Here is a 12,815-nt window from a genome sequence, read left to right as displayed (position 1 = left end):
TTCCCTCGACGGAGCCGGCCCCGGCTCACAGCGGCAAGGCGTCGGCCAGCCGCGCCACGCCGGCCGCCGCGCGCGCACGCACGTCGTCGAAGCCCTGCATGCGCCGAAGCTCACCGTCCTCGAACACCGTCTCCAGCGCATCGTCCGCAGGCATGCCCCCAGGCCCGTCGATCCGCACCGTGCGCCAGCCATCCGCCGCGCCGCCGGCCAGCGTGAGCCGGCCCTTCTTCGACGCCTTGGAGGCATCGCCCACCGGCTGCTTGAACACGTCGCGCCACGCGCCGTCCACCTGCATGGCGGAGCACTTCATCGCCCATTGCATCGTGTCGCGGTTGCACTGCTGCAGCAGGCCGCCGCCCATGCCGAAGGCGACGTTCTCGGCCGCGAAGCCGTGGTGGTGCAGGTTGGCCAGCACGGTGCGCAGCGAGCGCAGGTCGATGCCGTCGCCCTGGATGATGCGCACCGTCTTCAGCACGCGATACCCCTTGCGGTTGGTCGTCGTGCCGAAGCGCGCGGCCAGGATGTGCGCCACCTTCAGCACCGTCTCGGCCGGGTCGCCGGAGTCGGGCCGCACCACCAGCGTGGCGCCGCTGCGCTCGACCGCCTCCTTCAGCTCTCCACCCCACAGGCGGTCGCAGGCGTTGAAGATGTCGTAGCTGTCGCTCACCACCGCGAACACGGCGCCGGGCCTGCCGAACTGCGCGACCATGTTGCGGTACGCGTCGGCCTCGTGCTCGCGGCCCCAGCCGGTGATGGTGCTGTGCTCGGCGGCGGGGATCGAGAAGCCCGCCATCTCGCAGCCGTACCAGCGGCGGCCGGCCACCAGCGCCATCACGGTGTCGGTGCCCTGGAAGTTGACCAGGTGCGCCAGGCCGCCCAGCGCGGCCGACTCGTTGCTCGACACGCCGCGCGCGCCGAAGTCGTGCAGCTTGAAGCCGATCTGGCCCTCGGGGTCGTCGCTGTTGGCCTCCAGGTAGCGCAGCAGGATCGCCTTGGCCGCGGCCGAGATCGTGGCCACGGTGGTGGGGTACCAGATGGCGCGCAGCAGTTCGGTCTCGACGTAGCTGGTGAGCCAGAAGCAGTCCGGGTCGGTGTTCTCCACCGTCGCCAGCACGTTGTGCATGGGCACCACGCTGCCTTCGGGCACCGCGCGGATGCGCAGCGGCAGCCGGCCGCCGTGCCGCTCGACCAGGCGCAGCCAGCCTTCGCGGTTGAAGGGCTCGCCGTGCAGGCCGAAGATCGCGGTGGCCTCGTCCACGTCGTCGCGCGTGATGGGCGTGGACAGGTATTCGCGCAGCCAGGCCTGCAGCCCGAAGAAGACGGCATGCCGGAATGCGCCGCCGCGCGACTCCACGTAGCTGAACACCGTCTGCGTGCCGGGCGGGTACTGCAGCCAGTGGCTGGCCTTGTACGAGTCGGTGCGCAGCAGCAGGTTGCGCCCCAGCGGGGACGAAAGGTTCGAGGTCATGTGAAAGCTCCTTTCACGATGGGCGCCGTCCACCGGCGCCCGTTGCCATGGACCGGGCGCTGCCTCAGTTCTTGCCCAGTCCTCCCAGGAAGTGATTGGCGATGAAGTAGTGGTCCTCGTACATGCGCTCGCGCATGTCCAGGAACTCGGCCAGCGGCACCCAGCGCGCCTGCGCCGCGTCGTCGCTGGCGCGCACTTCCGTCAGCCCCGTCCACTGGTTGTGCGCCAGCTCGAAGAAGAAGGCGTGCGTGATGGTGCGGCCGCGCTGCGAGCGCTGCGGCGCGTCGAAGACCTCGCGACCCTTCACGCTGCCGTGCAGCACCGGCACCGGCACCTTCAGGCGCGTCTCCTCCTTCAGCTCGCGGATGGCGGCGTCGAGCAGCCGCTCGTTCTTCCCGACGAAGCCGCCCGGCAGCGCCCATGCGCCCTTGCCCGGCTGGAACCTGCGCTGCACCAGCAGGATGTGGCCGGCCTCGACCACCACCGCGTCGACGGTGGTGAAGATGGGCGGAAACTCGCTGCCGGCGTAGCGGTACTTGTCGCGGTAGTCGTCGAGGAAGACGCGCTCCTCCACCAGCGCGGCGTAGTCGGCCGAGGCGGCGAATTGCGCGAGGAAGCTCGCCGTGCCCTCGGGCAAGGCGTCGGGCGGGATCCGGCCGCGCCGCCCGGGATCGAAGTAGAGCTGCCGCACCTCGGTCGCGTGGATGCTCTGCACGGCCTCGTTGGGCACGAACTCCCAGCGCGGGAACAGGCGCAGGTAGTAGCTGCTCGCGTCCTTGAGGTGGCCGACCAGCGCCACGCGCGTGTGCGCCGGGTCGGCCCCGTCCTGCGCGATGAGGCGGTCCACCGCTTGCTGGATGGACGCGATCCAGAGCTGGTCGTTGTAGGGCGAATCGCCCACGCCCACCACGCTCACGCGCATCTGCTCGGCCTGGCCCTGCAGGCAGGCGCGCACCATGCGCTCGCGCTCGTCGAAGGTGAAGGGGTTCTTCACGCTGCGCGGCTGGCGGTCGGAGCCGACGACGACGATGACGCGCCTGGCCGTGCGCAGGGCCTGCTCGATCAAGCGCTGGTGGCCGTGGTGCAGGGGCTGGAAGCGGCCGATCACGACCGCATAGGAGAACTGGCGCGCCGGCGAGGCGCCCGTGGCGTTGGCGTTCATCTGGGAATCCCCCAAGAAAAGCACCCTCCGTGGATGCCGTGCGGCCAAGATAACAGCCTTTCCGCGTGAAGTCCAATTTAGTTGCTTTATGCCACTATTGGCGCTATTCGCCGTCTTGACGGTTTTTTGATACGGCCGACCCCACTCTCTACCCCGTTTTGACGCCCCCGTTCCGAGACTGCCTGCCATCTGTTTGACGTTGGCAGGAGTGATGAATGGACATGGTCTGGATGGGCGCGCTGGCCCTGCTCTGGGTGGCCGCGGCGGCATTGGCCGCCGGGCTGTGGCGGCTCGGCCGGCCGCAGGGAGAGCGGCCATGATCCCGTTGGAAGCCCTCTACGGCTTCGGCGGGCTGCTCGCCGTGCTGCTGCTGGCCTACCTGGTCTTCGCGCTGGTCTGCGCCGAGGCGTTCCAGCCGTGAACGCGCAAGCCTGGGGCCTGCTGGCCCTGTTCCTCGTGCTGCTGGGCCTGCTGGCCTGGCCGCTGGGCCGCGGCCTCGCGGCGCTGGTCGACGGCCGCCTGCCGCGCTGGATGCAGCGCGCCGAGGCGCCGCTGTATCGCCTGGCCGGCGTACGGCCGGACGCCGTGATGGACTGGAGCGGCTACGCGCTGGCGCTGCTGGTCTTCAACGCGCTCGGCACGCTGGTGGTCTACGGGCTGCAGCGCCTGCAGGGCGTGCTGCCGCTCAATCCCGCCGGCCTTGGCGCCGTCTCGCCGGACTCGGCCTTCAACACGGCCGTGAGCTTCGTGACGAACACCAACTGGCAGGGCTACGGCGGCGAGAGCACCATGAGCCACCTCACCCAGATGCTGGGGCTGGCGGTGCAGAACTTCCTGTCCGCCGCCACCGGCATCGCGGTGGCCTTCGCGCTGGTGCGCGGCTTCGCGGCGCGCGGCGGGGGCCGCCAGGGCACGGCGCGCTTCGGCGCCGTCGGCAACGCCTGGGCCGACCTCACGCGCGTCACGCTGTGGGTGCTGGTGCCGGTCGCCTTCCTGATCGCGGTGTTCTTCGTCTCGCAGGGCGTGATCCAGAACTTCGACGGCCCGCGCGAGGTGGCGACGCTGGAAGCCGGCCGGCAGACCCTCGCCCTGGGCCCGGTCGCCTCGCAGGAGGCCATCAAGATGCTGGGCACCAACGGCGGCGGCTTCTTCAACGCCAACTCGGCGCACCCCTACGAGAACCCCACGGCGCTGACGAACCTGGTGCAGATGCTGGCGATCTTCCTCATCCCGGCCGCGCTGTGCCTCGCCTTCGGCCGGGCCGTGGGCGACATCCGCCAGGGGTGGGCGCTGCTGGCGGCGATGACGCTGCTCTTCGTTGCCGCCGTGGCCGTCGCCACCTGGGCGGAAGCCGCCGGCAACCCTTTGCTGACGGCGCTGGGCGTCGATCCGTCGATGGGCAACATGGAAGGCAAGGAGCTGCGCTTCGGCATCGACGCCTCCGCGCTGTTCGCCGTGGTCACCACCGCGGCCTCCTGCGGCGCCGTGGTCGCCATGCACGACTCCTTCACGCCGCTGGGCGGCCTCGTGCCGCTGGTGCTGATGCAGCTGGGCGAGGTGGTGTTCGGCGGCGTCGGCGCGGGCCTGTACGGCATGCTGGTGTTCGCGGTGCTGGCGGTGTTCATCGCCGGGCTGATGATCGGCCGCACGCCCGAGTACCTGGGCAAGAAGATCGAGGTGTACGAGATGAAGTTGACCTCGATCGCCATCCTCGTCACGCCGCTGCTGGTGCTGCTGGGCACCGCCGTGGCGGTGGGCGCCGGCGCCGGCCGGGCCGGCATCGCCAACCCGGGCGCGCACGGCTTCTCCGAGATCCTCTACGCCTTCAGCTCGGCGGCCAACAACAACGGCAGCGCCTTCGCGGGCCTCGCGGCCAACACGCCCTTCTACAACGCCTGGCTGGGCCTGGCGATGTGGCTGGGCCGCTTCGGCGTGATCGTGCCGGTGCTGGCGATGGCCGGCGCGCTGGCCGGCAAGCAGCGCGTGCCGGTGACGGCCGGCACGCTGCCCACGCACGGGCCGCTGTTCGTCGTGCTGCTGATCGGCACGGTGCTGCTGGTGGGCCTGCTGAACTACGTGCCGGCGCTGGCCCTGGGCCCGGCGGTCGAGCACCTGATGCTCTGGAAGTGAGGCCGCCATGACCTCGATGAAGCAATCCCTGTCCCTCCTCGATCCCGCGCTGCTGCGGCCGGCGCTGGCCGGCGCCTTCGCCAAGCTCAGCCCGCGCGTGCAGTGGCGCAACCCGGTGATGTTCGTCGTCTACATCGGCAGCATCCTCACCACGCTGCTGTGGGTGCACACGCTGGGCTTCCCCGGCGGCACCGGCATGCCGCCCGGCTTCGTGCTGGCGGTGGCGGTGTGGCTGTGGTTCACCGTGCTGTTCGCCAACTTCGCAGAGGCGCTGGCCGAGGGGCGCAGCAAGGCGCAGGCGGCCTCGCTGCGCGGGCTGCGCCGGGACACCTGGGCCAAGAAGCTCAAGGGGGAACACCGGATGGACGGCTTCCTTCCGGTGCAGGCGCCGGACCTGCGCAAGAGCGACGTGGTGCTGGTGGAGGCCGGCGACCTGGTGCCGCTGGACGGCGAGGTGATCGAGGGCGTGGCCTCGGTGGACGAGAGCGCCATCACCGGCGAATCGGCGCCGGTGGTGCGCGAATCGGGCGGCGACTTCTCGGCCGTGACGGGCGGCACGCGGGTGCTGTCGGACTGGCTGGTGGTGCGCATCGGCGTCAACCCCGGCGAGTCCTTCCTCGACCGCATGATCGGCATGGTGGAGGCCGCGCGGCGCAGCCGCACGCCCAACGAGATCGCGCTGACCATCCTGCTGGTGGCGCTGACCATCGTGTTCCTGGCCGTCACGGCGACGCTGCTGCCCTACTCGATCTTCAGCGTGCAGGCCACCGGCGCGGGCACGGTGGTGTCGCTCACGGCGCTGGTGGCGCTGCTGGTGTGCCTGATCCCCACCACCATCGGCGGCCTGCTGTCGGCGGTGGGCGTGGCGGGCATGAGCCGCATGATGCAGGCCAACGTGATCGCCACCTCCGGCCGCGCGGTGGAAGCGGCCGGCGACGTGGACGTGCTGCTCCTGGACAAGACCGGCACCATCACCCACGGCAACCGGCAGGCCGCCGCCTTCCTGCCGGCGCCGGGCGTGGGCAAGGCGCGGCTGGCGCAGGCGGCGCAGCTCGCCTCGCTGGCCGACGAGACGCCCGAGGGCCGCAGCATCGTCGAGCTGGCGCGGCGCGAGGGCATCGCGCCGAAGCCGGTGGAGGACGCGGCCTTCGTGCCCTTCACGGCGCAGACGCGCATGAGCGGCGCCGACCTGCCCGCCGCCGCGCTGGACCTCTCCGGCGAACCGGTGCCGCTCCGCAAGGGCGCGGTGGAAGCGCTGCGCCGCCACGTCGAGTCGCTCGGCGGCCGCCTGCCGCCCGAGGTGGCGCACACGGCCGACGAGGTGGCGCGGCGCGGCAGCACGCCGCTGGCGGTGGCCGAGGGCGCGCACGTGCTCGGCGTGGTGGAGCTGAAGGACATCGTCAAGACCGGCATCCGCGAGCGCTTCGCCGCGCTGCGGCGCATGGGCATCCGCACGGTGATGATCACCGGCGACAACCGGCTCACGGCCGCGGCCATCGCCGCCGAGGCCGGCGTGGACGACTTCCTCGCCGAAGCCACGCCGGAAGACAAGCTCAGGCTGATCCGCCAGCACCAGGCCGAGGGCCGGCTGGTCGCGATGACCGGCGACGGCACCAACGATGCACCGGCGCTGGCCCAGGCCGACGTGGCGGTGGCCATGGGCAGCGGCACGCAGGCCGCCAAGGAGGCCGGCAACATGGTCGACCTCGACTCCAACCCCACCAAGCTGCTGGAGGTGGTGGAAACCGGCAAGGCGCTCTTGATGACGCGCGGCTCGCTCACCACCTTCTCCATCGCCAACGACGTGGCGAAGTACTTCGCCATCATCCCGGCGATCTTCGTGGGCACCTACCCGCAGCTCGCGCGGCTCGACGTGATGCGGCTGACGAGCCCGTCCTCCGCCATCCTGAGCGCGGTGATCTTCAACGCGCTGGTCATCGTCTTCCTGATCCCGCTGGCGCTCAGGGGTGTGCGCTACCGGCCGGTAGGCGCCGCAGCGCTGCTGCGCCGCAACCTCGCCCTGTACGGCCTGGGCGGGCTGGCCGTGCCCTTCGCCGGCATCAAGCTCATCGACCTGCTGCTGGCCGCCCTCGGCCTCGCGTGAAGGAACCCGCCACATGATGAAGAACACCCTTTCCCTCCTGCGCCCGGCGATCGCCCTGTTCGTGCTGCTGAGCGTGCTCACCGGCATCGCCTACCCGCTGGCCGTGACCGGCGTGGCCCGCCTCGCCTTCCCCGAGGCGGCGGCCGGCAGCCTGGTGATGCGGGACGGCCGGGCCGTCGGCTCCGCGCTCATCGGCCAGAACTTCAGCGACCCGCGGCACTTCTGGGGCCGCCCCTCGGCGACCGCGCCCCTGCCCTACAACGCGGCCGCCTCGTCGGGCTCGAACCAGGGGCCGCTGAACCCCGCGCTGGCGGAGGCGGTCAGGGCGCGCATCGAGGCGCTGCGCGCCGCCGACCCGGCCAGCGGCACGCCGGTGCCGGCCGACCTGGTCACCGCCTCGGCCAGCGGCCTGGACCCGCACATCAGCCCGGCCGCGGCGCGCTACCAGCTGCCCCGCATCGCCCGCCTGCGCGGCCTGCCGGCGGCACAGCTGGAGCAACTGGTGGCGCAGCACACCGAGCCGCCGCTGCTGTTCGGCCTGATCGGCGAGCCGCGCGTGAACGTGCTGGCGCTCAACCTCGCGCTGGACGCGCTGCCGCAGCGCTGAAGGACGCTCCGTGGCCCGCGACCTGCTCCACCTGCTGCTCGCGCTGGCCGCGTTCGTGGTGCCCGCGCTCTTCGCCTGGGCCGCCGTGAACCGGGGCGCGCTGCGCCACCGCTGGAAGCGGCGCCGGCGCGCGCGACGCTGAGCTAAGCTGCCGAGCCCATGGCCGAAGCCGCCCGCCCCGACCCGGACGCCCTGCTGGCGCAGTTGCATGCGGAGGCGGCGCCGCGCGGCCGGCTGCGCATCTACTTCGGCGCCAACGCAGGGGTCGGCAAGACCTGGGCCCTGCTCAGCGCCGCACGGCGCGAGCGCGAGGCCGGCCGCGACGTGCTGATCGGCGTGATCGAGACGCACGGCCGCGCCGAGACCGCGGCGCTGCTGGAAGGCCTGCCGGCGCTGCCGCTGCGCGGCGTGCCCTACCGCGGCCGCGTGCTGCAGGAATTCGACCTCGACGCCGCCCTCGCGCGCCGCCCCGAGGTGCTGCTGGTGGACGAGCTGGCCCACAGCAACGCGCCGGGCTCGCGCCATGCCAAGCGCTGGCAGGACGTGCAGGAGCTGCTGGCCGCCGGCATCGACATATGGTCGGCGCTGAACGTGCAGCACCTGGAGAGCCTGAACGGCACGGTGGGCGCCATCACCGGCATCCGCGTGCACGAGACGGTGCCCGATGCCGTGCTGGACGAAGCCGACGAGGTGGTGCTGGTGGACGCCACGCCCGACGAACTGGCCGCGCGCCTGGCCGCCGGCAAGGTCTACCTGCCGCAGCAGGCGCGGCAGGCGGCGCAGAACTTCTTCCGCAAGGGCAACCTGATCGCGCTGCGCGAGATCGCCCTGCGCCGCACCGCCGAGCATGTGGAGGACGACGTGCGCGGCTGGCGCGTGGAGCAGTCGGGCGCCGGCGCACCGCCGGCCTGGAACACCTCGGGCGCCATCCTCGCCGCGGTGGGCCCCGGCGAGGAGGCCGCGCAGACGGTGCGCGCCGCCGCCCGCCTGGCCGGCCAGCTCAGCGTCCGCTGGCACGCCGCCTACGTGGAGACGCCGCGCCTGGCGCGCCTGCCCGCCGCGGCGCGCGACCGCCTCCTCGCCGTGCTGCGGCTGGCGCAGGACCTCGGCGCGGAAACCGCCGTGCTCACCGGCCAGCAGGTGGCGCCCGCGCTGGCCGCGCAGGCGCAGCGCCTGAACTGCGCGACGCTGGTGCTCGGCCGCAGCCGCTCGCGGCGCCTGCCCTGGCAGCCGACGCTGGCCCGCCAGGTGGCGCGCACCGCGCCGGCGCTGGACCTGATCTCCGTCGCGCCGGCCGGCAGCACGCGCCGCGTGGCCCGCGCACCACGCGACCCCGGCGAGGCGCAGGACGACACCACGCGCGCCCCCGCCCGCTGGCCCGGCTTCGCCTGGGCCGCGGCCAGCAGCGTCGCCGTCACGCTGCTGGCCACGCCGCTCTCGGGCGTGCTGGAGCTGACCAACATCGTCATGCTCTACCTGCTGGGCGTGGTGGGCGTGGCCTGGCGCTTCGGCCGCGGGCCGGCCGCCTGCGCGGCGGCGCTGAACGTCATCGCCTTCGACTACTTCTTCGTGCAGCCCACGCTCTCCTTCGCCGTCAGCGACGTGCAGTACCTGCTGACCTTCGCCGTCATGCTGGGCGTGGGCCTGCTGGTGGGCCAGCTCACCGCCGGGCTGCGCTTCGCGGCCGGCGTGTCGGCCAGCCGCGAACGCCGCACGCAGTCGCTCTTCGAGCTGACGCGCGAACTGTCGGCCGCGCTGGAGGCGGGCCAGGTGGCGGCACTCGGCGCGGCCGCGGTGCAGTGGCACTTCGGCGGCGAGGCGCTGGTGCTGCTGGCAGACGCGCAGGACCGCCTGGCGCCCCCCTCCGATCCGCCCGCGGGCTTCGACCTCGGCGTGGCCGACTGGGCTTTCCGCCACGGGCAAAGCGCCGGCCTGTCCACGGCCACGCTGGCCGCGCAGCCCTGGCACTACGTGCCGCTGGCCGCGCCGATGCGCGCGCGCGGCGTGCTGGCGCTGCGGCCGGCGCAGCCGCGCTGGCTGCTCATCCCCGAACAGGCGCAGCAACTGGAGACGCTGGCGCGCCAGGTCGCCATCGCGGTCGAGCGCGTGCACTACGTCGACGTGGCACGGCAGGCGGTGGTGGAGATCGAGTCGGAGCGCCTGCGCAACGCGCTGCTGGGCGCCCTCTCGCACGACGTGCGCACGCCGCTGACGGCGCTGATCGCCCTGGCCGAGTCGCTGCGCGCGCTGCCGCCGCCGCTGTCGGACGCGCAGGCGCGCACGGCGCAGGCCATCGTCGCCCAGGCGCAGGCGCTGAACACGCTGGTGGGCAACCTGCTGGACATGGCGCGGCTGGAAGGCGGCGGGGTGAACCTGCGGCGCGACTGGCAGTCGGTCGAGGAGGCGGTGGGCGCCGCCATCCGTGCCGCGCAGCCGGCGCTCGGCGCGGCAGCGGTGCGCACCGACCTGCCGGCCGACCTGCCGCTGGTGGAGTTCGACGCGGTGCTGATCGAACGTGTGCTGGTCAACCTGCTGGAGAACGCCGCCCGCTACGGGGCGCCGCCCATCGTCGTGTCGGCCCGGGCGCTGCCGCAGGCGCTGCGCATCTCGGTGCGCGACCACGGCGCCGGCCTGCCGCCGCACCTGCGCGGCCGCGAGCAGGTGCTGTTCGACAAGTTCACCCGCGGCCAGGCCGAATCGGCCGTGCCCGGGGTCGGCCTGGGGCTGGCGATCTGCCAGGCCATCGTGCAGGCGCACGGCGGCGAGATCGCCGCGGCGAACGCCGACGCGGGGGACGGCGCAGAATTCACCGTCACGCTGCCGCGGCGCGAGCCGCCGGCGCTGCCCGAATAGCACCGCGCCCATGCCCACCCCATCGCCGACCGCCGTCGTCATCGAGGACGAGCCGCAGATCCGCCGCTTCGTGCGCGCGGCGCTGGAGGCGGAAGGCTGGCAGGTGCACGAGGCCGCCACGCAGCGCGAGGGGCTGGCCGCAGCCGGCACGCGCCAGCCCGACCTGCTGGTGCTCGACCTCGGTCTGCCCGACGGCGACGGCACGGACCTGATCCGCGACGTGCGGGGCTGGTCCGGCGTGCCCATCATCGTGCTCTCGGCACGCGCCGACGAGGCCGACAAGATCGCCGCGCTGGACGCCGGCGCCGACGACTACCTCACCAAGCCCTTCGGCACCGGCGAACTGCTGGCCCGCGTGCGCGCCAGCCTGCGCCGTCCGCGCGCGGCGGCCGGCGATGCCACGGCGGTGTTCCGATTCGGCGCGGTCGAGGTCGACCGTGCCGCGCGCCTGGTGCGCCGCGACGGCGAGGAGGTCCACCTCACGCCCACCGAATACCGCCTGCTCTCGGCGCTGGTCGCCAACGCCGGACGCGTGCTGACGCAGCGCCAGCTGCTGCGCGAGGTCTGGGGCCCCGCTCACAGCGAGCAGAGCCACTACCTGCGCGTCTACATGGGCCACCTGCGCGGCAAGCTGGAAGCCGATCCGGCGCAGCCGCGCCACCTGCTGACGGAGACGGCGGTGGGCTACCGGCTGGTGGTCTGAGCGGGGCTCAGGCGAAGACGGCCTTGTCCAGCCCGTAGGCCTTGTCGGCCGAGCCCGGCAGGGTGCGGAAGGCGACGTTCAGCCGGTTCCAGGCGTTGATGGCCATGACGGCGAAGGTCAGGTCCACCAGCTCCTTCTCGGAGAACTGCGCGCGCGCCGCCTCGTAGTCGGCGTCGGGCACGCCCTGCGGCGGCAGCGTGCTGACCGCTTCCGTCCAGGCCAGCGCGGCGCGCTCGCGCGCGTCGAACCACTGCGATTCGCGCCAGGCCGCGACGTGGTGCAGGCGCAGCTCGCCCTCGCCCGCCAGCTTGGCCTGCTTGACATGCATGTCCAGGCAGAAGCCGCAGCCGTTGATCTGCGAGGCGCGGATGTCGACCAGGTACAGCAGCCTCGGGTCCAGGTCGGCCTTCTTGACCTGCATGCTCAGCTCGACCATCTTCCTGAAGAGTTCGGGCGAGGTCTGCGAGGCGTTGAGTCGTTGGTTCATGGTGCTTCTTCCTTCGGTGGTTGAAAAAAACGGACGGGATGCCATCAAGACGGGGCGGCCGCCCGGTTTGTGACAGAGCCGCCGGCGCACGCCCGGCCGAGCCGCTAGCATTCCACCCTCATGACCGCCGCCGAACCGATCCGCCTGAACAAGCGCATGGCCGACCTGGGCCTGTGCTCGCGCCGCGAGGCCGATGCCTGGATCGAGCAGGGATGGGTCAAGGTCAACGGGCAGGTGGCCCCGATGGGGCTGAAGGTGGGGCCGCAGGACCGCATCGAGGTCGACCGCCGGGCCCAGGGCCAGCAGGCGCAGCAGGTGACGATCCTGCTGCACAAGCCGGTGGGCTACGTCAGCGGCCAGGCCGAGGACGGCCATCCGCCCGCCGTCACCCTGGTGCAGCCGCGCAACCACTGGCGCGGCGACGCCTCGCGCACGCGCTTCGCGCCGCAGCAGCTGCGCGGCCTCGCGCCGGCGGGACGGCTGGACATCGATTCGGTCGGCCTGCTGGTGCTCACGCAGGACGGCCGCGTCGCCCGCCGGCTGATCGGCGAGGACTCGGACATCGAGAAGGAATACCTGGTGCGGGTGAGCTTCGGCAACGTCGCCGCGAACGTGCAGGCCGCCTTTCCCCGCGAGCAGCTGGCGCGGCTGCGCCACGGCCTCGCGCTCGACGGCCAGCCGCTCAGGCCGGCCCGCGTCGACTGGCAGAACCCGGAGCAGCTGCGCTTCGTGCTCACCGAGGGCAAGAAGCGCCAGATCCGCCGCATGTGCGAGCTGGTCGGCCTGAAGGTGGTGGGCCTCAAGCGCATCCGCATCGGCCGCGTGATGCTGGGGCAGCTGCCGCAGGGGCAGTGGCGCTACCTGGGAGCCGACGAACGCTTCTGAAGCAGCGCCGACGCCGCGCCGGGACTCGGCACGCTGTGAACGGACCGCCCTCCTAGATGTCGAGCACCAGCTTCCTGCCGGTGCAGCGCGACACGCAGATCATCATCGTCTTGCCCGACTGGCGTTCGAGCTTGGTCAGGATGCCGTCCTGGTGGTCCAGTTCGCCGTCGAAGCCCAGCACCGCCGTCTCGCAGGCGCCGCACACGCCTTCCTTGCAGCTGTGGTCCGGGTTCAGCCCGGCGTCGATCAGCGCGTCCAGGATCGACTTGCCCGCGGGCACCTCCACCGTCTGCCCGCTTTGCTCGCACACCACCTCGAAGCCGTGCGCCTCGCTGGCCGACGCCACCACCACCGCGGCGAAGCGCTCGATGTGCGCATTGGCGTAGCCCAGCTGCTCGCAGGTCTTCTCGAAGGCG

At 72.5% G+C, this 12,815-nt stretch carries 12 protein-coding genes; 8 read left to right on the top strand and 4 right to left on the bottom strand.

Annotation, left to right across the window (positions count from 1 at the left end):
* Positions 1-25 precede the first annotated feature (25 nt).
* On the bottom strand, positions 26-1,468 hold the full coding sequence (locus tag Q392_RS26950) for a nicotinate phosphoribosyltransferase (protein WP_038216004.1): 1,443 nt from the start codon (positions 1,466-1,468) through the stop codon (positions 26-28).
* Between the two features lie 64 nt (positions 1,469-1,532).
* Positions 1,533-2,630: a bifunctional nicotinamide-nucleotide adenylyltransferase/Nudix hydroxylase gene (locus tag Q392_RS26945; protein ID WP_038216001.1), complete on the bottom strand. Its 1,098-nt coding sequence runs from the start codon at positions 2,628-2,630 to the stop codon at positions 1,533-1,535.
* A gap of 316 nt (positions 2,631-2,946) precedes the next feature.
* Here Q392_RS26945 and Q392_RS26940 point away from each other — a divergent pair, with 316 nt between their 5' ends.
* From Q392_RS26940 to kdpE, 7 genes are read left to right on the top strand one after another with little or no spacing between them, the layout of a single operon-like run.
* Complete coding sequence (locus tag Q392_RS26940) at positions 2,947-3,051, top strand: ATPase (RefSeq protein WP_038215998.1); 105 nt, start codon at positions 2,947-2,949, stop codon at positions 3,049-3,051.
* Positions 3,048-4,760 carry a potassium-transporting ATPase subunit KdpA gene (gene kdpA, locus Q392_RS26935; RefSeq protein WP_038215996.1) on the top strand — a complete coding sequence of 571 codons (1,713 nt, stop codon included), beginning with the start codon at positions 3,048-3,050 and terminating at the stop codon, positions 4,758-4,760. The genes Q392_RS26940 and kdpA overlap by 4 nt, the downstream gene beginning before the upstream one ends.
* Positions 4,761-4,767: 7 nt before the next feature.
* Positions 4,768-6,864: a potassium-transporting ATPase subunit KdpB gene (kdpB, locus tag Q392_RS26930; RefSeq protein ID WP_038215994.1), complete on the top strand. Its 2,097-nt coding sequence runs from the start codon at positions 4,768-4,770 to the stop codon at positions 6,862-6,864.
* Positions 6,865-6,880: 16 nt separating this feature from the next.
* Complete coding sequence (gene kdpC / locus Q392_RS26925) at positions 6,881-7,471, top strand: potassium-transporting ATPase subunit KdpC (protein ID WP_038217203.1); 591 nt, start codon at positions 6,881-6,883, stop codon at positions 7,469-7,471.
* Between the two features lie 10 nt (positions 7,472-7,481).
* On the top strand, positions 7,482-7,613 hold the full coding sequence (locus tag Q392_RS34095) for a hypothetical protein (RefSeq protein WP_281173470.1): 132 nt from the start codon (positions 7,482-7,484) through the stop codon (positions 7,611-7,613).
* Between the two features lie 17 nt (positions 7,614-7,630).
* On the top strand, positions 7,631-10,324 hold the full coding sequence (locus tag Q392_RS26920) for a DUF4118 domain-containing protein (RefSeq protein ID WP_038215992.1): 2,694 nt from the start codon (positions 7,631-7,633) through the stop codon (positions 10,322-10,324).
* A gap of 10 nt (positions 10,325-10,334) precedes the next feature.
* Positions 10,335-11,027, top strand: a complete 693-nt coding sequence (kdpE, locus tag Q392_RS26915) for a two-component system response regulator KdpE (RefSeq protein WP_038215991.1) — start codon at positions 10,335-10,337, stop codon at positions 11,025-11,027.
* Positions 11,028-11,034: 7 nt separating this feature from the next.
* Here kdpE and Q392_RS26910 read toward each other — a convergent pair whose 3' ends face one another.
* Positions 11,035-11,514 (bottom strand): carboxymuconolactone decarboxylase family protein, encoded by a 480-nt coding sequence (locus tag Q392_RS26910; protein ID WP_038215989.1) that lies wholly within the window; start codon positions 11,512-11,514, stop codon positions 11,035-11,037.
* Positions 11,515-11,634: 120 nt separating this feature from the next.
* Here Q392_RS26910 and Q392_RS26905 point away from each other — a divergent pair, with 120 nt between their 5' ends.
* Positions 11,635-12,399 (top strand): pseudouridine synthase, encoded by a 765-nt coding sequence (locus Q392_RS26905; RefSeq protein WP_038215986.1) that lies wholly within the window; start codon positions 11,635-11,637, stop codon positions 12,397-12,399.
* 52 nt (positions 12,400-12,451) lie between these two features.
* Here the strand turns inward: Q392_RS26905 and Q392_RS26900 are convergent.
* Positions 12,452-12,815 (bottom strand): 2Fe-2S iron-sulfur cluster-binding protein (locus Q392_RS26900; RefSeq protein WP_038217201.1); only part of this gene is annotated, 364 nt, incomplete at its 5' end.

Origin of the sequence: Xenophilus azovorans DSM 13620 (assembly GCF_000745855.1) — a bacterium.
Lineage (GTDB): Bacteria > Pseudomonadota > Gammaproteobacteria > Burkholderiales > Burkholderiaceae_C > Xenophilus > Xenophilus azovorans.
The sequence above is the reverse complement of the archived record's forward strand: the minus strand, read 5'-3'. Positions and strand labels throughout refer to the sequence as shown.

What these genes read in the sequence shown, in the direction of transcription:
- Q392_RS26950 (WP_038216004.1), bottom strand. Translation starts at nt 1,468, where the DNA reads ATGACCTCGAACCTTTCGTCCCCGCTGGGGCGCAACCTGCTGCTGCGC.
- Q392_RS26945 (WP_038216001.1), bottom strand. Translation starts at nt 2,630, where the DNA reads ATGAACGCCAACGCCACGGGCGCCTCGCCGGCGCGCCAGTTCTCCTAT.
- Q392_RS26940 (WP_038215998.1), top strand. Translation starts at nt 2,947, where the DNA reads ATGATCCCGTTGGAAGCCCTCTACGGCTTCGGCGGGCTGCTCGCCGTG.
- kdpB (WP_038215994.1), top strand. Translation starts at nt 4,768, where the DNA reads ATGACCTCGATGAAGCAATCCCTGTCCCTCCTCGATCCCGCGCTGCTG.
- kdpC (WP_038217203.1), top strand. Translation starts at nt 6,881, where the DNA reads ATGAAGAACACCCTTTCCCTCCTGCGCCCGGCGATCGCCCTGTTCGTG.
- Q392_RS26920 (WP_038215992.1), top strand. Translation starts at nt 7,631, where the DNA reads ATGGCCGAAGCCGCCCGCCCCGACCCGGACGCCCTGCTGGCGCAGTTG.
- kdpE (WP_038215991.1), top strand. Translation starts at nt 10,335, where the DNA reads ATGCCCACCCCATCGCCGACCGCCGTCGTCATCGAGGACGAGCCGCAG.
- Q392_RS26910 (WP_038215989.1), bottom strand. Translation starts at nt 11,514, where the DNA reads ATGAACCAACGACTCAACGCCTCGCAGACCTCGCCCGAACTCTTCAGG.
- Q392_RS26905 (WP_038215986.1), top strand. Translation starts at nt 11,635, where the DNA reads ATGACCGCCGCCGAACCGATCCGCCTGAACAAGCGCATGGCCGACCTG.